The following is a 20,603-nucleotide window of genomic DNA, read 5'->3' on the forward strand; positions in this document are numbered from 1 at the left end:
CGGCGAGGCGACGGATGACCGGGAGACCGCCTTGGTCTGGCACCAGGCCCTCCAGCAGCCGGGCGTCGAAGGTCTTGTCATCGAGCCCCTGGCCAGCCGTTACTCCCTTGCATACAGAGGGTGGACCAAGATCAGAAGACGGACACCACCGAAGCGATCATCGGCGCGATCCCGGGCACCCTGACCTGCCCCGCGCTTCTCGTCCTGGGCCGCGACGACGCGGCGGGCCGGCTGCGTGCGGTGGGCCGGACGGTTCCGCGGCGCCCGGAGGTGTCCCGGCAGGTTGGCGAGCACCTCGCGGCGGCCAGCCCGGGCACCCCTTCGAGAGTGTGCGGTTCACGGCGGCGTGGGGGAGTCGTGACGTCCTGGACGTGGTGTTGGTCCGCTCGGATCTGGTGGCGGAGGTCAGCGCTGGTCGGGCCGTTGACCGGGGTGTTTTCCGTCACCCGCTCCGCTTCGAGCGGCTGCGCCTGGACGTGACCGCGGACGATGTCCCGCGGTTCGGGCAAGGGATGGCCGGATCCGCAGCGCCCTCAAGAAACCGGCGGCGCCGCCGGTCTGTCCCTCCACGCGATCAGCGCCTACGGCGACATCACCGTCCGCAGCCTTTAAGGACTGTTCGGCGTCGCGCCGAGCGCTGCCGAGAGGGCGGTCGGCGAATCCACGGAGCCGTACACCGTCCTCGTGTCCACCACTCCGGCCGCCCCCAGGTCTAGGCGGACCGGCGGATCCAGGTACACGGCCACGTTCAGCGAGCCGTCCACCGAACAGGCCACGGCTCCCGGCTCGCCCGGCACGACCCGCGGCCCCCTGCCCGGGACGGTACGCACCACCGCCGAAACGGACCGCACCGCCGAGCGCGGCAACGTCACGTCCCCGAGAAAACCGGTGCGCAGGACCAGCCGCTCCGCGTCCACCTCATGCGGATGCCGCAGCACCGCGGCTACCAGGGCAAGCCCGGCCACCACCAGCAGAGCCTCCACCACCGCGTGCACCGGCCGCGCCGCAGGCGGCAGCATCGAGGACAGCAGAGAGGCCACCACGACTTCCATGACGACCAGCGGCAACACCAACTGCCGCACTCCCGCCGAATGCCGCAATCCCACCGCCGACCGCCGCCGCACCAGCACCGCCACCAACGCCCCAGCCCACACCCGCACGACCCCGACCCTGCCCGGCCCCGCCGTCACCGTCCCCACCACCCAGTCCGCCGCAGTCACGCCAGCACCCCCTCCTCCGTCGCCCCAACAACTCCTCCCAGCCTCAGGCGCCTCCGCCGCGGAGGTAAGTGACAAACGTCAGCGCAGAGCCCGACCAGGTGCCCCGTCCCGATCACCGGGCTGGTCCTGCCTGCTCAGTCCTGCGTCTTTACGGCGCGGCCCGATCGACGGGCCGCCGATGTGCGATCGGAGTGGGATTCATTGGCGCGTTCGGTGCGGGAGCAGTGCGACGAGAATCAGTCTGCGGGCCGGCTGCGGGTGCCTCTGGCGGCCTGACGGTGGGCGGCCGGCTCGGGCCTTGTACCGGCCGCCGACGCCGGTCCGGGGCTGTGGTCGCGGGCGGTGGTGGAGGCTGCCGACCCGGAGCCAGGTGCGGGCCGCGCTGCGGGGCCCGATCGGGGCCGGGGTGGCGGCGGACCGGCCGACGGAGGCCCTGGGGCGCGGTTGCGGTGCGGGCGGCGGGTGACCGCCTCAGCGGTCGGCCACCTCGCCCGAGCCGGCCTGTTGGTCCGCCGGCGGGGACACCGAGTTCCCCTCGTACCAGTGAACCCGGGCGACGGAGAGGCCGTTCGAGGCCACCGATGCCACCTATCGCACTGAACCGTGGTTGCGACCCCCCGGACGTTCGGTCAGATCTGTGAGCGGGGGTACCCGTTCGTCGATTCGAGCGGCCGTCCGAGGGGTTCACGGGCCTGGCCGCCAGGTATGGGCCGACCGACGGGCACATATCCATCGTCCCAGATGAGCAGGCCGCCCCGCGGCCCCTGCCGGAAGGAACCCCTGCGCCGTGTCCCAGGTCAATGAATCCATCGAGGTAGATGTCCCCGTCCGTACCGCCTACACCCAGTGGACCCGGTTCGAGACGTTCCCGCTGTTCATGGACGGTGTGCAGCGCGTCGAGCAGGTCGATGAGACCCTCACCCGCTGGGTGACCAGGATCGGCGGGGTCGACCGGGAATTCGAGGCCGAGATCACCGAGCAGGTTCCGGACGAGCGGGTTGCCTGGGTCACCGTCGGCAGAGAGACCGAGCAGTCGGGCGTCGTCACCTTCCACCCCGTCCACCCCACCCGCACCCAGGTGACCCTGCGCATGGACTTCAATCCCGACGGACTGGCGGAGAACATCGCGGACAAGTTTGGCCTCATCGACCGCCACGTCAGTGGCGACCTCAAGCGATTCAAGAAGTTCATCGAGGAGCGCGGCACCGAAAGCAGGGCCGGGCACGGCGACGTCTGATCCCTTGGCGCCGGTGAGAGAGCACGTCGTAGGCAAACGGGTGCACCCCAGGTGCCCGGCGACGCTATGCGCGCGCGGAGGGGAAGCGATGGACGGTGATGCCGGAATCAGCCCGGCACGCCGTGAGAGAGGAATCGCGCGATGGAGCAGTCCGAGCTGGAGAGCAAGGTTCAGGAGCTGGAGACGGCTCTGGCCGTCCAGGAGGCGACCATGGCCGGGGCGCAGGCCACGCAGGCGGCGACGCAGGCGGGAATGACCTCGACGTTCGGCGCGACGCACGCGGGAACGTGGTCCGTGATGGTCACCGGCAGCGTCGCGCTGCTGGTGGGAATCTTCCTCGGCATGGCCATCACCAAGGAAAACTGACGGCCCGGTCCCGCCCTACCGGGAGCCGGCGTCTGGTTTGCGCCGCCCTCTGCCCGGCCTGAAGGCCGGTCGGGGGGCGGCTCGCTGTGAAATGCCGGTGCTGCGGGAGCAGATCCGGCCTTGTCTGACAGGTGAGCTATCCCCGTAAGGGGTGGGCGACGACCGCGGCGGTCCCGGGATCACCCATTTGCGGATCACCGGCATCCACACCCGACGTGACGCACTGAGTGCGGCCAGGCTGTGCCGCGGACCGCGCGCCCGCCAGCCGGTAGCAGGAGCCGTCGTAGTGGTCACGGCTGCCGGATTCGGCCAGCCCGCGGCTGATCATGTAGCCGAAGGTGAGGATCACGACGTATCGCCACGCCATGTCGGCGCGGAAGCGTCGTGACGCGGCTAGCGACGAGGGCCGTGCCAGTCCAGGCACAGGACCGTGGCGTCATCGCGTGGGGGCCGGCCGTCGTAGGCGTCGCTGACCGCGCCGACCAGGGTGCGCACGACCTCGCGCGGGTGCTCCTCGGCCGTCTTGCGGAGAAGGGCGGGCAGGTCGACCGCCTCTGCTTGACGTTCTTGCATGCCGTCGGTGTGTAGGAGGAGACGGTCGCCAGGTTGCAGGTCGAGGTCCTGGACCTGGTAGACGCCTTGGTGGTGGGCGACGCCGAAGGGCAGGTTCACGGTCAGGGGCAGTTCGTCGACTGCGCCGTCGCGCAGTCGTAGTGGCCGGGGGTGGCCGGCGTTGACGAGCTGGGCGCCGCTTCCGTCGAGGGCGATGCGCAGGAGCTGGCCGGTGGCGAAGGTCCGGTGCCCGTGGTCGATGAGCGCCTGGTGGGTCTGTCGGGCTTGTTCGGGGAGGTCGCATCCGGCGCGGCGGGCGCCTCGGGAGGCGTTGACCAGGAGGGTGGCCATCAGGGAGGCGTGGACGTCGTGGCCCATGGCGTCGGTGACGGAAAGATGCAGGGTGCCGTTGTCGAGGCTGTAGTCGTAGGTGTCGCCGGCGATGGTGGCAGCTGGGACCAGGGCGCCGGCGAGGGTGAACTCGGGGGCCTCGCAGGAGGCGGCCGAGGGCAGGAGTTGGCGCTGGATCTCGGCGGCGACGCTCACGGTGGTGGTGCGGTTGCCCCAGTGGTAGAGGTCGGTGAACCGGCGGTCGGTGACGATGATGTACGCCAGCGCGTGCGCGGCCTCCTCCACCTGAGCCAGCACATCGGGGGTGACCTCGGTGAGGAACAGCTCCAGGACACCGATGGTGTCGCCGCGGTTGGTGACCGGGGCGAGGACCCGCTGCCCCAGTCCGCCCTCGGCAGCCGGTGCCCGCACCAGCCTCTGGCTGCGCAGGACCTCGTCGTAGACGCCGCTCCCTGAGAGCGGGACCTGCCCGGTGCGCCCTTCCTGATCGGATGCGGCCGTGTCGTGGACCCGCAGCAGACGCCGGCCGACGACATCGACGAACAGGAACGACACATACGTCGCGTGGAACCGGTCGCGCAGATTGCGGGCCACGACATCGAGGGAGTCCACCGGCGCGGCCGCCTCCGCGGCCGCCAGCACCTCGGCCAGTCCGATTCGATCACGCGCCATGTCAGCCTCCATCAGTTACGCACTGCCCTTCCCGCCGACACCGCAAGAATCACGCTCGGCACGTCTGGGACCGCTTCGTTCTGTACTTCGTCCTCGTGCTGCCCTTCGGTTGCACAGACGGGCCATCCCGACGCCGTGGGCGCGGGGACGCCTGCGCTCGATGATCCTGCCAGTGGATTGTCTGGACGCCAGCAGGGTGTCCGCGGCGATGCTCGACAAAATGCCCTCCCTTGTTGTGTGTCCGGCCTTGCCTGGCCGGCGGTTGGGTTCCCGCCCGCAGCGGTCGAACCGGGCAGCATCCGATTATCTCAAGAGAGGGCACCTGAAAATCTATGTCGGCTGGAGTAGACATTGGGCGGTGTCGTGGTTATGGTTTCTCTCGTAGCTCAGAGAGACCGCAGGGCCTGGCAGGGACGAACTGCCGGGCAGTTGTACACGCAGTCGCAGTACCCGTAGTTGCAGTTCGCAGGGCGGTGCGGTGGTGGAGTGTCGAAGCCAGAGCAGGTGCAGGACGGCGACGGGACTGGCGACCGGACCGGGTGGCCCGCAGTGATCAGGGGCCACCGTGAGCAGTACCGCAGTTGACGCAGTGGCAGTACCCGCAGTACCCGCAGTTAGCAGTACCCAGCAGTGAAGTGAGTGGAGCAGTACCTCGGTGAAGGCGTCGGCTGCGGGCGCACGCAGCGGGAGGTTCGGCAGTGGGGTTCTAAGCCAGAGCAGTTGCAGGATGGGCGACGGGGCTGGCTGCCGAAGAGTGGCGCTTGGTCAGGTCACACAGCAGTTCGCATCACCAGCAGTACACGCAGTTGAGCAGTACCCCGCAGTACGCGGTCCCCCGCAGGTAAGTAGTTGATCACCAGAGGGAAGAACGGAGGAGCCGAGCGCCATCAGGATCGCCCGGACGCCACGCGAGTCCGGGTACCGCAGGACATCGTTAGTGAGGTGGTCTCCGGTCAAGCAACCGCGATCCCCGCATCCCCGACAGCCTTCCAGTCGGGTCGGCGGATACAGAAGGCCGGCGCAGTTCCAGGGCCGGCAGATGGTGTAGTCAGTTCCTTCGGGGCCCTGGTGCCATAGGCGCCAGGGCCCCTCCGTGTTCCAGAAAGAGGTGCGATGACCGCAGACGACTCGTTCGGCCGTCTCGATGACGATGACTTCCCCGCCTACACGATGGGCCGGGCCGCCGAGATGCTCGGCACCACCCAGGGCTTCCTCCGCGCCATCGGAGAAGCACACCTGATCACCCCACTCCGCTCCGCCGGCGGACACCGGCGTTACTCCCGCTATCAGCTGCGGATCGCCGCCCGCGCCCGTGAACTCGTCGATCAGGGCACCCCGATCGAGGCCGCCTGCCGGATCGTCATCCTCGAGGACCAGCTCGAGGAAGCCCGGCGCATCAACGCCTGATACCGCCATGCCGCTGGTTCGGCGAACCCGACGGCAGCGGCCTGAGACCGTCCCGCGCCCGCCGGACACCGGCGGGCCTCGGGCCCCACATTGGTATCTGGCTTCCGGGTCGTTTCCTCTGGTGACCGGGTGTTGTTGGCGTGTAGCGTTTACGTCAGCTGTCGTGGTTCGGAAGTTCCCTTTGCCCACGCCTTTGGCGTGGGTGTTTTGCTGTGCTGTGCCGCAGGAACCAGGACGATCACCTCCGCCTTCCACACGTTGTGGGAGGCGTTCATCGACTGGAAGGCATGGATATGGCTACGGGAACTGTGAAGTGGTTCAACGCTGAGAAGGGCTTCGGCTTCATCGCCCAGGAGGGTGGCGGCCCGGACGTGTTCGCCCACTACTCCGCGATCAACTCCTCGGGCTTCCGCGAGCTCCAGGAGGGCCAGGTCGTCACGTTCGACGTCACCCAGGGCCAGAAGGGCCCCCAGGCCGAGAACATCACCCCGGCCTGACCCTCCCCGACCGGCCGGCAGGCACCGCGATCGGCCCGGCTTGCCGGCCGGCCGTAGCGGGCGACCCGGACATCGAAACCGGGGCCGGTTCCCGGCGGGAAGGGGCACGCACTTGATGAGGGCCGCGCTCCTGCGCGGCCCTCATCCGTGTGGCAGGGCACCGTGGTCTCCCATGCAGTCACCCGCCGCCGAGCTGCATCGTTCCTGATGACATGCTGATCGCCCGCCGCAGCGGAACGGGCGACATTGCTTTCCCGACCGAGGGCAGGCGATCACCCATGGACCTGCCCGCAGCCGCACTTCCGGCTCCGGCCGCCGTCAGGGCGCCCACCACCCGGGCATCTACCAAGTCCAGTACCTCGACCTGCGTCCCGGCGACCGCCTCCTGCTCCACACCGACGGCATGCAGGAACGCGAAGCCGAAGCGGTAGTTCTAATAGGTCATCGGTGAACCCAGGCGTGTGAGTGCAAGGGCCACCAGGCGAGGTCGAGGTCTGCCGCCCTTCGGGGACTGGGTCCCTCTGGTCAGGCCGGCCCTGCCTCGCCCGCGCCCTGCCGGGCGGAGACCTTCGGTAGTTCCGTAGCCTTGAGCTCTCGTCAAAGACCGGTCCCGCCCGGCAGAGGCTCGAAACAGCTTTCATGTCCTCAGCCCGCCACCAGGGGCCGACCTCTCAACAGTTCGCGAGCCGATGCGCTCTCCAACAGACCGAGGTCCCAGCCGGTCGCTGGAGACACGAACACTTCATGAGATGGCGTGCCCGATTGCCTTGCTGCCCAGCCCCGCCCTCGGGGCACGGCCTTGCACGGCTGGGGGCTGTGTCGCATCCACATCGGCCGCTACCGCGTCCCGTACGCGATCACCACTGCTCCAGTGGCGGTCGTCATCAAACACGTCGGCCGCCTCGGGCGAGGGGTGCTGCGATGGGACGCATCGCGACGATCGGCGTTTACGGCTTCACGGCCGGAGTTTTCCTCGAGAAGCCCGCCGGCGGGGCGTGGGGCTGCTGCTCGACCTCCGCCGGCGCCGCGGCGTTCGGGGCCCCGACTATTCCTGGTCGAACTCGGCGCGGCTCCAGCGCGCGCTCGCCGCGGCGGGCATCGGCTTGCAGGAGCTGGCGCCGACGACGGAACTGCGTCCGCTCCAGTACCGCGAGGACGACCGCCACGGGGTGGGCGCGCGCAACCGCATTGCGCCGGCGCCCGAGTACGCCGAGCGCTACACCCGTGAGACCCTCGACCCGTTCGGCCTCGGCGCGCTCGTGGCCGAGCTTCCGAGAGGCTCGGTGACCGCCCTCTTCTGCGTCGAGCGCGATCCGGAGGCGTGCCACCGCTCGCTCGTGGCCGAACGCCTGCGCGCCGAGCACAGCCTGCCAGTCACGGACATCCGCCCGGTCTGATCCGTGCCCGTCACCGGCGTTCGTTGCCCTACAGACAGTCGACGCTACTCACGGTCACAGCTTGGCGCTGGGGACGGCGAGCGGCTCACCTGGAGCCTTCTTCTTGGCCGCTTCCATCCGGTCGCCGAGTTCGGTGAGCCGGTTGCGGCCCATGGCCTTGCGGACGTCGGGGAACCACTCCTTCTCTTCTTCCTCGACGTGGTGGCGGACGTTCTCCATGAGGACACTCATCTTGGCGTCGAACCGCTCGTCGGCCGGGTCGAGGTCCTTGAGCTCGGAGAGCATCCACAACACGACGTGGTGCTCTTCGATGCTTTCGAGTACGTGGTCCTTGGTGTCGGGCTCGGCCTCGCGGGCGGCCGGGTAGAAGATCGTCTCCTCGATCCAGGTGTGTGTGGTGAGTTCTTCGATCACCTGGTCGGCGATCTTCCGCTTCTCGGCGTGGTCGCTGTCGCCGGCCTTCTCGAACTGCTTGAACAGCTTCTCGACCGTCTTGTGGTCTTCCTTGAGCAGCACGATCCCGTCCACCAGTGCCTCCTTGGCGTCGCCGTACGAGGCGGCGCAGCCGGCCACCCCGACACCGTGTACCCCGTCCGTCGACGCGTAGCTCGTCAGGGACGGGGGTTGACCCGGAAAGGCGACGTGCATACGCCGTACGCCGCCCAGGTCACATGCCTCCGAGGCGGGCGGAGGCGGCAGCTGCGCCCACCTACGCCGCGGAGCAGCCGCGCGGAGTGGCATCGCGAGTGGGCCCTCGCGGATGAAGGAGAGGCGGCCTCCCTCATGCTCGTCGACGAGTCCTGGTCCCCCTGCTGTTGGCGCTTTCCGGTACGGCAGCCGACGCGCGGGTGGCGCCAGGCTCCGCCATCGGCTGAGCAGCATCGGTGGAGCAGCGCCGTGAGGACGCTTGCGGGGCCCGGTGGGAATGCGCGCGGCCGGTCCCACCCGTGAGTGCCAGGGTCACGGCAGTCGACGTCTCCTGGCCTGCTGTGGCCGCGGGCCGCCTGACGCGCTGCGCCGGCGGCTGCCTCTGCGGCTCGCCCACGGAGAGTCTGCTGCCCGCACCGCCGGGCGATCATTCGACCTGATCATCGCGAATCGGCCGTACGTTCCCGCCCCGGGCAAACGCATGCCGTCGTGTGGGCCTGAGCGAGCGTGGGCGCAGGCCGTCCATGGCCTGGGCCGCGGCCGCCATCGGCATCTGGACCTGCGTCGCCCCCTGGGTCGTCGCCGGGGACGTCGCCCACACCCGCTCGATCACCAGCAACCTCATCACCGGCGCCATCGCCACCCTCCTCGCCCTCGCCGCAGCCTCCGCCGCCCGCGCCCGCGCCCGCGCCCGCGCCCGCGCCCGCGCCCGCGCCCGCGCCCGCGACACCAACCGCCACAGCCCCGGTTCGCGCCGCCCCATGCCCGGAGCTCACTGACAACCGAACTACCTCCACTGCATGGCCACGCAACAGCGGCGATGGCAGCCGGCCGCCCGACCCCGGCAGACACTGATCCGGCAGCGGTATGCAAGCAGCAGCAGCGGTATGCAAGCAGCAAGGGAGCGGCGCTGCTCCCGGCCCCATGGCGCTGCCGACTGCGGGCAGGGCCGGCAGCCGTCACACGTCTGTCTCACTACCCCGGCCGACAGCATGCCCCGGCCGCTTCCGGCGCCCCACCGCCTGGGCCGTCACACGGACTCTCGGCGCCGCGGCCAGAAACCGGCGTCGTTCTGCGTCACGGCCGGGGGCGCTTGGGCACCGGTGACCGATCCGACCTCCACACTGGCAACGTCAGGCACCTGCTGGCCGACGAACACCGCACCCCCTTGCCATGCCACCTGGGCCTGGACGACGACAAGGCCCCTGCCGAGGCCGTCACCTTCCAGCCCGCTTTCGGTCCGGCCCGCCGGGTGAGCCTGTACGAGCCTCGTCTACGCCGGCCGCCTGCTCCGGACCCTGGACAGCGACGCGATCATCGTCCTGCGCCACGTCCCAGCCGACGACCTTGCGCTGCACTCGCTGCACTCGCTGCGCCGCCTAGGACCTGTCCGGGCGATCAAGCGCGGATGCGGAATTGAGCCATGTCGAGCTACTCCTCGGTTGCAGGTATCGATCAAGCATCGATGGGCATGATCACCGGGCTGTTGGATTGCCCTGCGCGGGCCCACGGAGACGGAGTGTTCATGGAAGTCGTCAAGCACCAGTGGCAGATCGAGCTGGGGGATCGTCGAGTGGAGACGCTCAAGAGCGTCTCTGGGGTCTCGGTCAAACAGGAGTACATCCAGCTGCTGCAGAACTCGCCGGACGGGAAGCCGATCCCCGACCTTGTCCTGGGTGCACCGGAGTCCTTCGGGACGCTGACCCTCACGCGGGGCTTGGACAAGAGTGAGAAGTTCACTCAGTGGATCTTGGACTCCAAGGATCCGGCCAAGGCGGAAGCCGGTTCCCAGACCATCGTTCTGGCTTATGTGAACGAGCAGAACGAGGTCGTGAGGCGCTTTCGGTTCGAGGGTGCCCGAGCTTCGGGCTGGAGCGCCCCGGACCTGTCGGCAGGTGACTCCTCGGCGGTGGAAGAAACGCTCGAACTCACCTATGTGAGTGCTAACCCGCTCTAAAGCCTTCTGAGCCGCATCAAGCGGTCCGGCCGTACATGCGACTGCTGCGTGTCTGGGTCGTTGATGTGGACATGGGGCGGGGGGATCTGAGTGATGCCGAGTGGGAACGGCTGCGGCCGTTCCTACCGGTAAGCAACAGGCGTTGTGGCAGGTGGCGGGACCACCGTCAGGTGATCGACGGGATCCTGCATCGAGTGCGGACCGGGGTGCCGTGGCGTGACCTGCCCGAACGGTTCGGTCCGTGGAAGACGGTCTATGAACGGCATCGGCTCTGGCCGGCCGACGGTATGTGGGAGCGTCTGCTCCAGCAGGTCCAGGCGGCGGCCGATGTCGCGGGTGAGATCGACTGGGACGTCTCGGTGGACTCGACGATCGTTCGTGCGCATCAACATGCGGCCGGCGCCCCTACCGATCCGCCGATGGACCCCGCCGCTACAGGGGGCGAAAACGCCAGAGCGCGAGGGCGAATTCGCGTGGCGGAGCCTGCTCGGCTGCCTGGTGGAGGTGGAGGTGGAGCGGGAGGTGAGGGCCTGGGGCGCTCGCGGGGTGGGTTCACCACAAAACTCCACCTGAGCGCGGACGGACGCTGCCGCCCGCTGTCCCTGATCGTCACGCCGGGGCAGCGAGCGGACTGCTCGCAGTTCCAGGCCGTGCTGGAGAAGATCCGTATCCCGAGAGTCGGGCCGGGCCGAACCCGCAAGACTCCTGACAGCGTCATGGCCGACAAGGCCTACAGCAACAGGCCGTGCCGGGACTATCTGCGGCGCCGGGGCATACCGCACACGATTCCGGAGAAGACCGATAGCCAGGCCGCTCGCTCACGCAGAGGCTCACGAGGCGGCCGACCGCCGGGCTTCGACCAAGAGCGGTACAAAAAGCGCAACACCGTCGAACGGGCGATCAACCGCTTGAAGCAGCACCGGGCCGTCGCCACCAGGGATGACAAGCGTGGCTTCGTCTTCCTCGGCACTGCGACAGCGGCGGCCCTAGCCATCTGGCTGCGAACTTGATCGCCCGGACAAGTCCTAGTCGACGTCCTCGCCACCGCAGATGAGCAGCCTTCGAGAAGACCTTCCCCGGACGCCGCCACGATGCCGTAGGCGCGCGGCGGTGCTGGTGCCAAACGCTCCGCCGGGGAAGGGGGTGTCGTCGGTCGCAGCGGGGTCACGGGTGGGAGTGGGGGTGGGACTGACTTACGTGACCGCTGACAGTTGCCCACAGCGGCTTCGCCTCAGCGGCAACGCCGTGCCGCCCCGGCCGGCGTCCGGTCGCCGGGAGTGGGAACGGAACGGGCGGGCCGAGGCGTACGTCGATTCCGTTATCCCGGGTATGCGCGGTATGCGGAGCGCCACCCGCGTTCCGGGTGGAGCCCCGGGTAGGGCGCGATCCGCCCGTGCCGTGGCCCGCTCCTCTGTCCGGCGGAACGGAAAGTGACTTCTGATCATGAATTTCTCCCCGACGGTGCGTCCCCTTCCCGTACGGGCGGATGCGGGTAGTGACTTCGCCCGGCTCTCCCGGAAGATCCAGGAGGCTGGGCTCATGGCCCGGCGCCCCGGGTACTACGCACTGCGCATCGCAGCCGTGGCGGTGCTGTACGCCGCCGGGTGGACGGCGTTCGTCCTGATAGGCGACAGCTGGTGGACGCTGGCTGTAGCCGGTTTCCTCGCCTTTGTGTTCGGGCAGGTGGCGCTGCTCGCGCACGACGTCGCCCACCGGCAGGTCTTCCGGCTGCGCAAGGCCAGCGAGGTGTCCGGGCGCGTCGCCGGGAACCTGGGCATCGGCATGGGGTACGGCTGGTGGCAGGACAAGCACACCCGCCACCACGCCAACCCCAACCACGAGGACCTCGATCCCGACCTCGACCCGGACATCTTCGTCTGGACGCAGGACCAGGCCCGCGCGGCCAGGGGACTGCCCCGGCTGCTCGGCCGCTCGCAGGCGTTCCTCTTCTTCCCGCTGCTCACGCTCGAGGGATTCAACCTGCACGTGTCCGGGGTGCGGTCGCTGTTCGACCGCTCCCTCAAGCACCGCGTGTGGGAGGGGGCCCTGCTCGCCGCGCATCTCGCCGCCTACCTCGGCGCGCTGTTCCTGGTGCTGCCGCCCGGCAAGGCGGTCGTGTTCCTCCTCGTCCACCAGTGCCTCTTCGGCGTCTACCTCGGCTCGATCTTCGCCCCGAACCACAAGGGCATGCCGATCCTGAGGGGCGCCGACCGGCCCGACTTCCTGAGGCGCCAGGTCCTGACCTCCCGCAACGTGCGCGGAGGCCGGTTGACCGACATCGTCCTGGGCGGTCTCAACTACCAGATCGAGCACCACCTCTTCCCGAGCATGCCCAGCCCGCACCTGCGCAGGGCCCGGACCATCGTCCGCGGGTACTGCCAGGAGCTCGGGGTCAGCTACCTGGAGACCAGCCTGGTCAACTCCTACCGGCAGACCCTCGCCAGCCTCCACGCGGCGGGAGCCCCCCTCAGAAGGCCGCGGACCACCTGACGCCACGACCACCGGCCGGCGCGCGGGAGGATCGCCGGTACGCGGGACGCCGGCCGGAGTCAGGGGTGCGGCGGCCGACGCGGGTCGGACCGGGCGCAGCGGACACAGGTGGGTCATGGCCGTACCGGGATACGCAGCCCATGCATGCGTCAACGGGCCGCGGTTCCCGATTACTGAGGATTTCAGGGTGGGGTCGGTGGGTTGATAGTCAGGCCTGTGGCGGTGAGGCAGCCGTCGATGAGGTGGGGTCGGAGCTGGATTCTGCGTAACTCGCGGCGGAGTGTGCGGTCGAGGTCGTCGGGGGTGCCGAAGGCGGTGTTGGCCGTGGCTCTGCGCACGAGTGACCAGACGGCTTCGACCGGGTTCAGGTCTGGTGCGTATGCCGGGAGGCGGATGGTGGTGAGCCAGTCGTGCTCGGCCTCGTACCGTTTCAGCCCGGCGGCCAGGTGGGTGTTGAGGTTGTCCCAGACCACCACGATGGGTCCGCCGAGTTGAATATGGGCCCTCACCAGCAGGTCGCGGTAGTCCTGCCAGGAGAAGCTCTTGCGTGCGCCCTGGAGTAGGAGATGGTTGCGGGGCCGGTGGATGAGGCGGCTCTTCTCGCCGGGTTTGTAGCAGCACAGGGCGGCGACCGAGGTCCTGCGGCGGGAGCGGCCGCGGACGCGGATGACGGGGGTGTGTCCGCGTCGGCCCCAGGTGCGGGCGCGGGGCGGCGTCATGGAGAATCCGGCCTCGTCCTCGAAGACGCCATGCCCCGGACGCCGCCGTGAGGCTTTTACCTCCGGCCACACCTCCTTCTTCCACAGCTCGACCGCGTGCTCGTCACGCTCGAGGGCTCTGCGGGCAGGCGTCTGCCAGGACCAGCTATGCCGTTTCAGCAGCCGCCACACCGTCGCCACCGAAAGCGTCAGGCGCAGACGGCGGCGGATCACCGTCTGGACCCTGACAAGAGTCCACCGTTCATCCTCGAAACCGTGTGCTGACGGGCCCTTGCCGAGTTCCTTCTCGAGCACGGCGAACTGGGTATCAGTGACAGTCGGGGAGTTCGCTGGACCCGCCGAGCGCAGGGCCTCCATGCCGCCCTCGCGCCAGGCACGACGCCAGCGTTCCACCGACCGCACACTCACCCGCAGGTCCTTCGCGATCACGGCGGTCTTCTCACCCGCCGCGAACCGCTCGCCGGCCTGAAGCCGGATCCCCGGACGAAACGCCCGACGCTCAGCGGTCAGGCCCCCACCCTCCGGATAACGCATACCACTGGCATAGCGCAGGGATCATGAACCGTCACTCCCCGACGACAACCCGCAAAGCTCAGTAGGTGACGCGGGCCAGGATCGGGCGTCGAGCGCGTTCCAGGACAGGACCGCGAGTTGCACGCACTGGCGCTGACCGGCGTGCGCCGGCCTACCGTCGCCGGTTATCCCTTCCCTCTCGGAGTCCGGGATGCCGCGCTGCCACCCGTTCCCCCGACTTCCTGTACTCAGGTGCGGGTCCGATGACCTCAAGGGCCATGATCGTCTTTATGTGACGTTCATTCTTTCCATTTGCGGTAGCCGCTCAGGTGGGACGGCGTCGATCTTGGCGTGATCCCGAAAACGCGTGGAGTGCACTACGTGCTTCGCACAACGGATCGGACACCTGCCATGACCACTGCGAACCCGGCCGGTACCCCTGCAGGTCGCTCCGCCGGTGCCGACGTTTCCGGCCACGGGACACGCCGCCTGTCGACCGAGACGAAGTCGGCCCTGAAGACGACGGAGTCCTTCGTGTACATCGCCTGCGTGGTCGCGGTCCTGATCGCCTCCATGGTGGTGGGCACCGAAGAGGGTCACCTCGACTACTTCCGCGCCGACAGGGCCTGGCTCTACATCGTGATCCTCACCTTCGGTTACATGATCAGCCGAGGGCTGGCCAAGTCCGGAAGCCGGGACCACTACGACGACGACGGCTCCTGACACGTGCCGACGGCGCGAGGGCTGCTTCACAGCCGGCTCAGGACCTCACGATGCCCCGTCGTGTGGGGAAACGATCGGCAAACGGGTGACCCCAGGCCCGCCGCAGTCTTCGCCCGCCCGCCCATGGGGAAACGTTCACCTGCGAGGCGAATGCCGGGATCTACTCCCGGACCACCTCGCAGCGAGCCGCCCTCCGACCGGCCGTGAGGCCGGGCAGAGGGCGGCGCAAAACCAGACGGTGGCTCCCGGTAGGGCGGGGCCGGTCGTCAGTCCCTGGCGATGGCCATGCCGAGGAAGATCCCCACAAGCAGCGAGACGCTGCCGGTGACCATCACGGACCACGTCCCCGCGTGCGTCGCGCCGAACGTCGAGGTCATCCCCGCCTGCGTCGCCGCCTGCGTGGCCTGCGCCCCGGCCATGGTCGCCTCCTGGACGGCCAGAGCCGTCTCCAGCTGTTTGACCTTGTTCTCCAGCTCAGACTGTTCCATCGATGCGGTTCCTCTCTCACAGTGTGCCGAGATGCTCCCGGCATATCACCGTCCATGGCTTCCCCGTGATGCGCCCACGGTCGCGCCGGCTGCCTGCGGTGCACTCGTTTGCCGACGACGGGTGCCCTCTTTGGAGGTCGGCGGGTTACGCGGAGAGAGTGGGGGGACATAGCCGTACCGGCCTGCCGGCACCATCTGGCCGTCCCGCGCCGAATCCATGAGCGCCTGGCGGGACAGTAGGTGTGCCAGTCGATGATTCGCGCCGGCTTGGTAGCTCGTTGGTTGCCGGCAACCGCCACAGGCGGAGCCGGTAGCGGTCATCCTGAAAGCGCCCATGGGGGTGTCCGATGCACGGCGGCGCGTGGCACTGGAAACAATGGCTTATATGCGGATGTACTGGGTGTATCAGTTTCGGGACGGCCCGGAGTGTCAGGTCGTCGAGGTCCTGGCCGAGGGGGATGGCAAGCCCCGGCAGGTTCAGGTACGGGAGTCCCGTTCGCGTGGGCTGGTGGACGGGTACGTTCTGCGGCATGCCGACGGCTCGACCCGGGTTGCCGTCTACACCTGGGTGCGGCGGGGCAAGCCCGAGCCGGTGACCGCCCATCTGCTGGAGCTCTTGGCCGAGGTCTGCCCGCAGGAAAATGCCTGATCCGATCTATTTCAGACCGATGGCTATGACGGCGCAGGGCTGCCCGTGGCTGCCCAATCGGACTTGTGTGATCCGTTGATCGCCCACCAGTGGCCCGAGGGTGAAGCGGAGCCGGTGAAGTACTGGGGCTCGAACCTGCCCGTCGACATTTCCGCCAAGGATCTGGTCCGCCTCGCGAAAGCGCGGTGGCGGATCGAGCACGACTACCGCGAACTCAAGACAGCTCTAAGCCTGGATCACTTCGAGGGCCGCTCGTTCACCGGCTGGCACCGACACGTCACCCTCGTCACCGCCGCCCATCTCTTCCCGACCGAACAGCGGAGGACCCCGAAAGTCCCTGCCAGGGCCTGACCCTCTACCAGGCCCTGGACCTCCTCCAACACCTCATCGCCACCTGGACCGGCACCTGCCCCACCTGCCGACAAACCACCAGACAACCCTTCGACACCAGCTGACAAAGCACTAAGAGGTGGCTTCACCGGGGGCAGTCGCCCCTGCCCGGGGCTGTATCCGGAGGTGCGCTGTGTCCCGTACGGCTCTGAGTTCGGGTGAGCCTCTTTCCGACGGCTTGATCGTCCCTCCGGGGGTGTACCGTCCGCAGGCGGATACCAGGTTCCTTGCCGAGGCTCTCGCCGGTGAGAGCCTCGGTCCCCAGAGCGACGTCTTGGAGATCGGCACCGGTAGCGGGGTGCTCGCCCTGCTTGCCGCGGGCAAGGGGCGCCGGGTCGCAGCGGTCGACGTCTCCTGGTCTGCTCTCATCGCGCCTCGCCTGAACGCGTTGCGCAGCCGGCTGTCGCTGCGGCTGGTGTACGGCGACTTCGCACCCGCGGCCGGACGGTCCTTCGATCTGATCGTCGCCAATCCGCCGTACGTGCCCGCGCCGGGAAGCGAGCTGCTCTCGCGCGGACCTGAGCGAGCGTGGGACGCCGCCCCCGACGGACGTGCAGTCATCGACCGGATCTGCGAGCGCCCCGACGCGGTGGCAGCCGGGCGGAAGACTGCTCATGGTGCATTCCGGGATGTGCGGGGCCCAGGCCATCGTTGACCGGCTCTCCCAGACCGGGCTTGTCACGCAGGTGACAGCGAGAACCCTCGTCCCGCGGGGTCCGGTGCTGCGCTCACGGCGGACGCGGCTGGAGCAGCGGGGCCTGGCGGCCGAAGCGCAGGAATGGGAAGAGCTCGTGGTCATCCGTGCTCAACACCCCTGACTACTTCCAGCAAGAGGGGCCGGCGCCGTGCGTGGCGCGTGTGCCCTGGCCGCGCGGCTTGACACGGCGAGGTCCGTCTTGCGCCCTCGCCCCACTACCTATCCGCCCGTGGTCGATTACCTCTCCGTCTGACGAACGAAAATCTGCGATGGCCGGAGTAGACATTGCATGGTCGTGTGGCTATGGTTTCTCTCGTAGCCCAGGGAGACCGCAAGGTCTGGCAGAGACGAACTGCCGGGCAGCAAGCAGCAACCGCAGTTGCAGTGCGCGCGACGGTGCGGTGGTGGAGCTCCGAAGCCAGAGCAGACGACAGGACGAACGACGGGGCCGGCTGCCGGAGAGTGGCGCTCGGAAAGGCCACGAGCAGTTCGCAGTACAGCGGTAGGCAGTACCAGCAGTACGCGGTGAAGCAGTACGCAGTCCACCGCTAGGCAAGTAGTAGTTGATCACCGAGGGATGAACGAAGGAGCAAGAGCGCCATCAGGGTCGCCCGGGCCGGCAGTTGGAAGCCCGGGTACCACAGGACATCGATAGTGAGGTTGTCTCCGGTCAAGCAACCGCGATCCCTGCATCTCCCGTTTCCGATCGGACGGGTGGGCGGACACAGTAGGCCGGCGCAGTACCAGGGCCGGTAGGTGGTGTAGCAGTTCCTTCGGGGCCCTGGTGCCATAGGTACCTGGGCCCTCCGTACGCTCCCCGAGAGAGGTGCGATGACCGCAGACGACTCCTTCAGCCGTCTCGATGACGATGACTACCCCGCCTACACGATGGGCCGGGCCGCCGAAATGCTCGGCACCACCCAGGCCTTCCTCCGCGCCATCGGCGAAGCCCGCCTCGTCACCCCGCTCCGCTCCGCCGGGGGCCACCGCCGCTACTCCCGCTACCAGCTGCGCATCGTGGCCCGCGCCCGGGAGCTCGTCGACCAGGGCACGCCCGTCGAGGCGGCCTGCCGGATCGTCATCTTGGAAGACCAGCTCGAGGAAGCACAACGCCTCAACGCCGAGTACCGCACGACCGCCGCCGCCGCGGCGGCCCCCAAAGCCGTGGCCTGAGACGGCACAGCCCTTCCCCCCTCCTCTGCCAGGCACGCGCGCCGCCCGAGACGCACAGCGATCGGAATCCGAGGCTGGATGTCACGGCGGAGGCGTGCCGGGATGTGGGCCGGGTGGGCTGCGGCTGCCGGGTGAGGGCGGTGCCCTGTGTGTTGGATCAAGACGGAGCGTGCAGTCTGAGGCTGTGCTCTGGGTCGTTGTGCCCCGAGGGGGTCGGCGCGGTATGGCGTCGTTGGTCGAGGTGGGGAGTTGCTGGTGGAGCTGCGGGTGCGGGTACTGCCCGATGAGGATGGCGTGCGCGTCATCGTGTGTGCGGGTGAGTTCGACCAGGACACTCTGGGATCCCTCAGAGCGGCCTGCGCGGCGGCCGCTGACCACCCCGGCCTACGGCGGATCGTTCTGGATGTAACCCGGGTGACTTTCGCCGACTCCGCCATGCTCAACCTGATGCTGATCCTGCTACGCACCGGCCGCCTGATCCTGGCCGGACCGGTGCCGACTCGGCTGGGCCGGCTCCTGGACCTGACCGGGGCCCGCGAGGTGTTCCCGACCGCCGACGGCATCGAAGCCGCGCGCACCCTGTGAGGCCAGATCGCCACCCGGCGCGTGCCTGTGTGCGATCTATCGGTTCCGTGCGAGCGGTGGCGCGTTGATGCTGTTCGGTGGCTGTTTCGGTGTGTGGGGCCACTGTCCGAGGTGAGAGATCCGGGGTGTGTCACCGGGCGACAGACGTGCAGGTCGTGTCCTGACGCGACGGCGAGAGACCGCACCGTTCCGCACCCGTTCAGCACACAAATGTCGGCATCTCCATCCACTATCGAAATAATCCTTTATGTCCGTCCGGTCTCTGAGCGCCGGACCTCATGAAAAGTGGTGAGAGACATGTGGCGGGTCACATATCGCAGGTGCATGACGGCACTCGCCGGCTGCCTGGTCGTCGGCGGCGTTCTTCTGCCCTCCTCGGCTGAAGCTGCTCCGCTGGTGACCACCAGGTGGTCTTGCAACGGGGGGCCGGTCTTCACGGTCACCACTACCCCGCAGGCCACGTCCCTGCTGAGGCAGATCTACCCGCGGTACGGCTGCCAGCAGGTGGGGTAATCCGCACCGTCTCGGGCTGCGCGCCGCCATGGCCGCAGCCCGAGACGGACGGCTGCCGGACGCCCTGCCTACAGCTCATCCAGGAGGCGCTCCGCCGTTCCCGGAGGCCCCAACGGGTCTCGCCACCCGAGCATCGACCACGTCCCGACTGGTCACACTGGCGCCACAGACGACGACCTGAACCGTTGGTTGCGGCTTTCCTGCCAGTGGTTTGTTGGCCGGTGATCAGTCGGCTCCTGGTTCTGAGTCAGCCCAGTGGGCTGCCTCGAACTCGTTGGGACTGATCATGCCCAGGCTTGAGTGCAGCCGGCGGTTGCTGTACCACTCGACCCATGAGGCGGTCTTTGGGCGGGGGATCAGCGTCTACGGGGCGGTGTAGGTCAGGATCACGCAGCCGTGTGCGCCCTTTTCGCCGTCGTCTGCGGCCTGGTGGGTGGTGGTGGAATCGTTGCCCGTGATGACCTCGGCGGCGCCGCTGCCGCCGTTGGAGCCGTGGCCCGCGCCGACGCACTGGTCGAAGCTCTTCGGGCTGAATGCGCCGTGCCCCGCCACTCCGTAGCTGTTCTTGCGGCCGTCGTCGCCTTTGTCACCGGCTTTACCTGCATAAGTAGCGGGGTCGGAGCCGTCGCAGAAGGTATCCAGGCTGGCCGTTCCACCAGCCCCACCGCTACCGCTGTGGAGGAGAGGCGTCACTCCCTTGCCTCCGCTACCGCCGAGGCCACCCGAGATGGTGACCACAGGCTTCACCCGGTCCTCCTCCACAGCGACCCCGGAGTCTCCCCCTGTTCCCCCGGCTGCGCCGTTTTGGTTCCTGCCGCCGCCCTTGCCCGGCGCGCCGCCTTTAGCGACCATCACCTGGAGGTCCAGGCCGGAGCCGACCTCGATAGTGCACGAGACGACCGATCCGCTGGCCCCGCCTCCGCCCCCGCCGCCGGTCAGGGGGCCGTTGTTGTTGCCGCCACCGCCCCCGCCGCCGCCTCCGCCAGCCACGGCCGTCACCCGGATGCTGGTGACCCCGTCCGGCACCTCGAACTCGAAGACGCCGGGAGAGTTGAACGCCTTGACGACCGGAGCCGGGCCGGCCGAACTCGGCGCCGCCAGCAGCGGCACCGCCGCAACAGCCAGCACCAGCGCCGCGCCCGCAGAGCGTGAGGGGGAAAGAAGCTTCATGAAAAGGCCTCCAGAAGATCGGTTGGACACCCTTGTCAACGAACTCATCCGAGTTCAGCCACTCTCAAACCGTGATCAATCGCAGTGCCAGACCTCGGAGCGCCTGCCGTGCGCACGGCACGCGGCGCCATCGTCCAGGCGTCCTGGTGCGAGGAACACGGGTGGAGCGCTGCGCCGGTGATGGAGTGG

19 protein-coding genes and 4 pseudogenes are annotated in these 20,603 nt (G+C 68.6%); 16 read left to right on the forward strand and 7 right to left on the reverse strand.

Going from position 1 to position 20,603, the window contains the following annotated elements:
• Positions 1–608: 608 nt before the first annotated feature.
• Positions 609–1,220: a hypothetical protein gene (locus ACFWBY_RS27030; RefSeq protein WP_385343100.1), complete on the reverse strand. Its 612-nt coding sequence runs from the start codon at positions 1,218–1,220 to the stop codon at positions 609–611.
• Positions 1,221–2,007: 787 nt separating this feature from the next.
• Between ACFWBY_RS27030 and ACFWBY_RS27035 the strand changes: the two genes are divergently transcribed.
• Together ACFWBY_RS27035 and ACFWBY_RS27040 are read left to right on the forward strand one after the other, a co-directional pair.
• Positions 2,008–2,457 (forward strand): SRPBCC family protein, encoded by a 450-nt coding sequence (locus ACFWBY_RS27035; protein ID WP_385343098.1) that lies wholly within the window; start codon positions 2,008–2,010, stop codon positions 2,455–2,457.
• A 141-nt stretch (positions 2,458–2,598) separates the two neighbouring features.
• Positions 2,599–2,823 carry a hypothetical protein gene (locus ACFWBY_RS27040; protein WP_385343095.1) on the forward strand — a complete coding sequence of 75 codons (225 nt, stop codon included), beginning with the start codon at positions 2,599–2,601 and terminating at the stop codon, positions 2,821–2,823.
• Between the two features lie 393 nt (positions 2,824–3,216).
• Here ACFWBY_RS27040 and ACFWBY_RS27045 read toward each other — a convergent pair whose 3' ends face one another.
• Positions 3,217–4,398 carry a PP2C family protein-serine/threonine phosphatase gene (locus ACFWBY_RS27045; protein WP_385343093.1) on the reverse strand — a complete coding sequence of 394 codons (1,182 nt, stop codon included), beginning with the start codon at positions 4,396–4,398 and terminating at the stop codon, positions 3,217–3,219.
• Between the two features lie 1,113 nt (positions 4,399–5,511).
• Here ACFWBY_RS27045 and ACFWBY_RS27050 point away from each other — a divergent pair.
• The 4 genes and pseudogenes from ACFWBY_RS27050 to ACFWBY_RS27065 all read left to right on the forward strand — a co-directional run bounded on the left by ACFWBY_RS27050 (position 5,512) and on the right by ACFWBY_RS27065 (position 7,699).
• Complete coding sequence (locus ACFWBY_RS27050; RefSeq protein WP_385343090.1) at positions 5,512–5,805, forward strand: MerR family transcriptional regulator; 294 nt, start codon at positions 5,512–5,514, stop codon at positions 5,803–5,805.
• 293 nt (positions 5,806–6,098) lie between these two features.
• On the forward strand, positions 6,099–6,302 hold the full coding sequence (locus ACFWBY_RS27055) for a cold-shock protein (RefSeq protein WP_351041234.1): 204 nt from the start codon (positions 6,099–6,101) through the stop codon (positions 6,300–6,302).
• Positions 6,303–6,573: 271 nt separating this feature from the next.
• Positions 6,574–6,738 (forward strand): annotated as a pseudogene (locus ACFWBY_RS27060) (SpoIIE family protein phosphatase); the annotation flags it as partial.
• A gap of 559 nt (positions 6,739–7,297) precedes the next feature.
• Complete coding sequence (locus ACFWBY_RS27065; protein WP_385343086.1) at positions 7,298–7,699, forward strand: DUF488 domain-containing protein; 402 nt, start codon at positions 7,298–7,300, stop codon at positions 7,697–7,699.
• A 54-nt stretch (positions 7,700–7,753) separates the two neighbouring features.
• On the opposite strand, the gene ACFWBY_RS27070 is transcribed toward ACFWBY_RS27065, so the two are convergent.
• Positions 7,754–8,227 carry a hemerythrin domain-containing protein gene (locus tag ACFWBY_RS27070; RefSeq protein WP_385343141.1) on the reverse strand — a complete coding sequence of 158 codons (474 nt, stop codon included), beginning with the start codon at positions 8,225–8,227 and terminating at the stop codon, positions 7,754–7,756.
• A gap of 644 nt (positions 8,228–8,871) precedes the next feature.
• On the opposite strand from ACFWBY_RS27070, the gene ACFWBY_RS27075 reads away from it, so the two are divergent.
• The 4 genes from ACFWBY_RS27075 to ACFWBY_RS27090 all read left to right on the forward strand — a co-directional run bounded on the left by ACFWBY_RS27075 (position 8,872) and on the right by ACFWBY_RS27090 (position 12,794).
• Positions 8,872–9,126: an SPW repeat protein gene (locus ACFWBY_RS27075; RefSeq protein WP_385409714.1), complete on the forward strand. Its 255-nt coding sequence runs from the start codon at positions 8,872–8,874 to the stop codon at positions 9,124–9,126.
• 644 nt (positions 9,127–9,770) lie between these two features.
• Complete coding sequence (locus ACFWBY_RS27080; RefSeq protein ID WP_385339833.1) at positions 9,771–10,304, forward strand: phage tail protein; 534 nt, start codon at positions 9,771–9,773, stop codon at positions 10,302–10,304.
• Between the two features lie 71 nt (positions 10,305–10,375).
• Positions 10,376–11,314, forward strand: coding sequence for an IS5 family transposase (locus tag ACFWBY_RS27085; protein WP_385339839.1), 939 nt, complete (start codon positions 10,376–10,378; stop codon positions 11,312–11,314).
• A 433-nt stretch (positions 11,315–11,747) separates the two neighbouring features.
• Positions 11,748–12,794 (forward strand): fatty acid desaturase family protein, encoded by a 1,047-nt coding sequence (locus ACFWBY_RS27090; RefSeq protein ID WP_385339831.1) that lies wholly within the window; start codon positions 11,748–11,750, stop codon positions 12,792–12,794.
• 182 nt (positions 12,795–12,976) lie between these two features.
• Here ACFWBY_RS27090 and ACFWBY_RS27095 read toward each other — a convergent pair whose 3' ends face one another.
• Positions 12,977–13,942 (reverse strand): IS630 family transposase, encoded by a 966-nt coding sequence (locus tag ACFWBY_RS27095; protein ID WP_385339830.1) that lies wholly within the window; start codon positions 13,940–13,942, stop codon positions 12,977–12,979.
• Positions 13,943–14,437: 495 nt separating this feature from the next.
• Here ACFWBY_RS27095 and ACFWBY_RS27100 point away from each other — a divergent pair, with 495 nt between their 5' ends.
• Complete coding sequence (locus ACFWBY_RS27100; RefSeq protein WP_385339828.1) at positions 14,438–14,749, forward strand: hypothetical protein; 312 nt, start codon at positions 14,438–14,440, stop codon at positions 14,747–14,749.
• Positions 14,750–15,015: 266 nt separating this feature from the next.
• Here the strand turns inward: ACFWBY_RS27100 and ACFWBY_RS27105 are convergent, their stop codons facing one another.
• Entirely contained in the window at positions 15,016–15,237 is a 222-nt protein-coding gene (locus ACFWBY_RS27105; RefSeq protein WP_385339827.1) for a hypothetical protein, read from the reverse strand.
• A gap of 334 nt (positions 15,238–15,571) precedes the next feature.
• On the opposite strand from ACFWBY_RS27105, the gene ACFWBY_RS27110 reads away from it, so the two are divergent.
• The 5 genes and pseudogenes from ACFWBY_RS27110 to ACFWBY_RS27130 all read left to right on the forward strand — a co-directional run bounded on the left by ACFWBY_RS27110 (position 15,572) and on the right by ACFWBY_RS27130 (position 18,731).
• Entirely contained in the window at positions 15,572–15,886 is a 315-nt protein-coding gene (locus ACFWBY_RS27110; protein WP_385339824.1) for a hypothetical protein, read from the forward strand.
• 27 nt (positions 15,887–15,913) lie between these two features.
• Positions 15,914–16,237, forward strand: a pseudogene (locus tag ACFWBY_RS27115) (transposase); the annotation flags it as partial.
• 187 nt (positions 16,238–16,424) lie between these two features.
• Positions 16,425–17,094, forward strand: a pseudogene (locus ACFWBY_RS27120) (HemK2/MTQ2 family protein methyltransferase).
• A gap of 710 nt (positions 17,095–17,804) precedes the next feature.
• Positions 17,805–18,146 (forward strand): MerR family transcriptional regulator, encoded by a 342-nt coding sequence (locus tag ACFWBY_RS27125; protein WP_385339821.1) that lies wholly within the window; start codon positions 17,805–17,807, stop codon positions 18,144–18,146.
• Between the two features lie 255 nt (positions 18,147–18,401).
• Positions 18,402–18,731: an STAS domain-containing protein gene (locus ACFWBY_RS27130; RefSeq protein ID WP_385339837.1), complete on the forward strand. Its 330-nt coding sequence runs from the start codon at positions 18,402–18,404 to the stop codon at positions 18,729–18,731.
• A gap of 738 nt (positions 18,732–19,469) precedes the next feature.
• Here ACFWBY_RS27130 and ACFWBY_RS27135 read toward each other — a convergent pair.
• Positions 19,470–19,586, reverse strand: a pseudogene (locus ACFWBY_RS27135) (hypothetical protein); the annotation flags it as partial.
• Between the two features lie 21 nt (positions 19,587–19,607).
• On the reverse strand, positions 19,608–20,414 hold the full coding sequence (locus ACFWBY_RS27140) for a hypothetical protein (protein WP_385339818.1): 807 nt from the start codon (positions 20,412–20,414) through the stop codon (positions 19,608–19,610).
• Positions 20,415–20,603: the final 189 nt, after the last annotated feature.

The organism is Streptomyces sp. NPDC060049 (assembly GCF_042736715.1).
Lineage (GTDB): Bacteria > Actinomycetota > Actinomycetes > Streptomycetales > Streptomycetaceae > Streptomyces.

Coding starts and splice junctions, on each gene's coding strand:
- ACFWBY_RS27040 (WP_385343095.1), top strand. CDS start 2,599: ATGGAGCAGTCCGAGCTGGAGAGCAAGGTTCAGGAGCTGGAGACGGCT.
- ACFWBY_RS27045 (WP_385343093.1), bottom strand. CDS start 4,398: ATGGCGCGTGATCGAATCGGACTGGCCGAGGTGCTGGCGGCCGCGGAG.
- ACFWBY_RS27050 (WP_385343090.1), top strand. CDS start 5,512: ATGACCGCAGACGACTCGTTCGGCCGTCTCGATGACGATGACTTCCCC.
- ACFWBY_RS27055 (WP_351041234.1), top strand. CDS start 6,099: ATGGCTACGGGAACTGTGAAGTGGTTCAACGCTGAGAAGGGCTTCGGC.
- ACFWBY_RS27075 (WP_385409714.1), top strand. CDS start 8,872: ATGGCCTGGGCCGCGGCCGCCATCGGCATCTGGACCTGCGTCGCCCCC.
- ACFWBY_RS27080 (WP_385339833.1), top strand. CDS start 9,771: ATGTCGAGCTACTCCTCGGTTGCAGGTATCGATCAAGCATCGATGGGC.
- ACFWBY_RS27085 (WP_385339839.1), top strand. CDS start 10,376: ATGGGGCGGGGGGATCTGAGTGATGCCGAGTGGGAACGGCTGCGGCCG.
- ACFWBY_RS27090 (WP_385339831.1), top strand. CDS start 11,748: ATGAATTTCTCCCCGACGGTGCGTCCCCTTCCCGTACGGGCGGATGCG.
- ACFWBY_RS27100 (WP_385339828.1), top strand. CDS start 14,438: ATGACCACTGCGAACCCGGCCGGTACCCCTGCAGGTCGCTCCGCCGGT.
- ACFWBY_RS27105 (WP_385339827.1), bottom strand. CDS start 15,237: ATGGAACAGTCTGAGCTGGAGAACAAGGTCAAACAGCTGGAGACGGCT.
- ACFWBY_RS27110 (WP_385339824.1), top strand. CDS start 15,572: ATGGGGGTGTCCGATGCACGGCGGCGCGTGGCACTGGAAACAATGGCT.
- ACFWBY_RS27125 (WP_385339821.1), top strand. CDS start 17,805: ATGACCGCAGACGACTCCTTCAGCCGTCTCGATGACGATGACTACCCC.
- ACFWBY_RS27140 (WP_385339818.1), bottom strand. CDS start 20,414: ATGAAGCTTCTTTCCCCCTCACGCTCTGCGGGCGCGGCGCTGGTGCTG.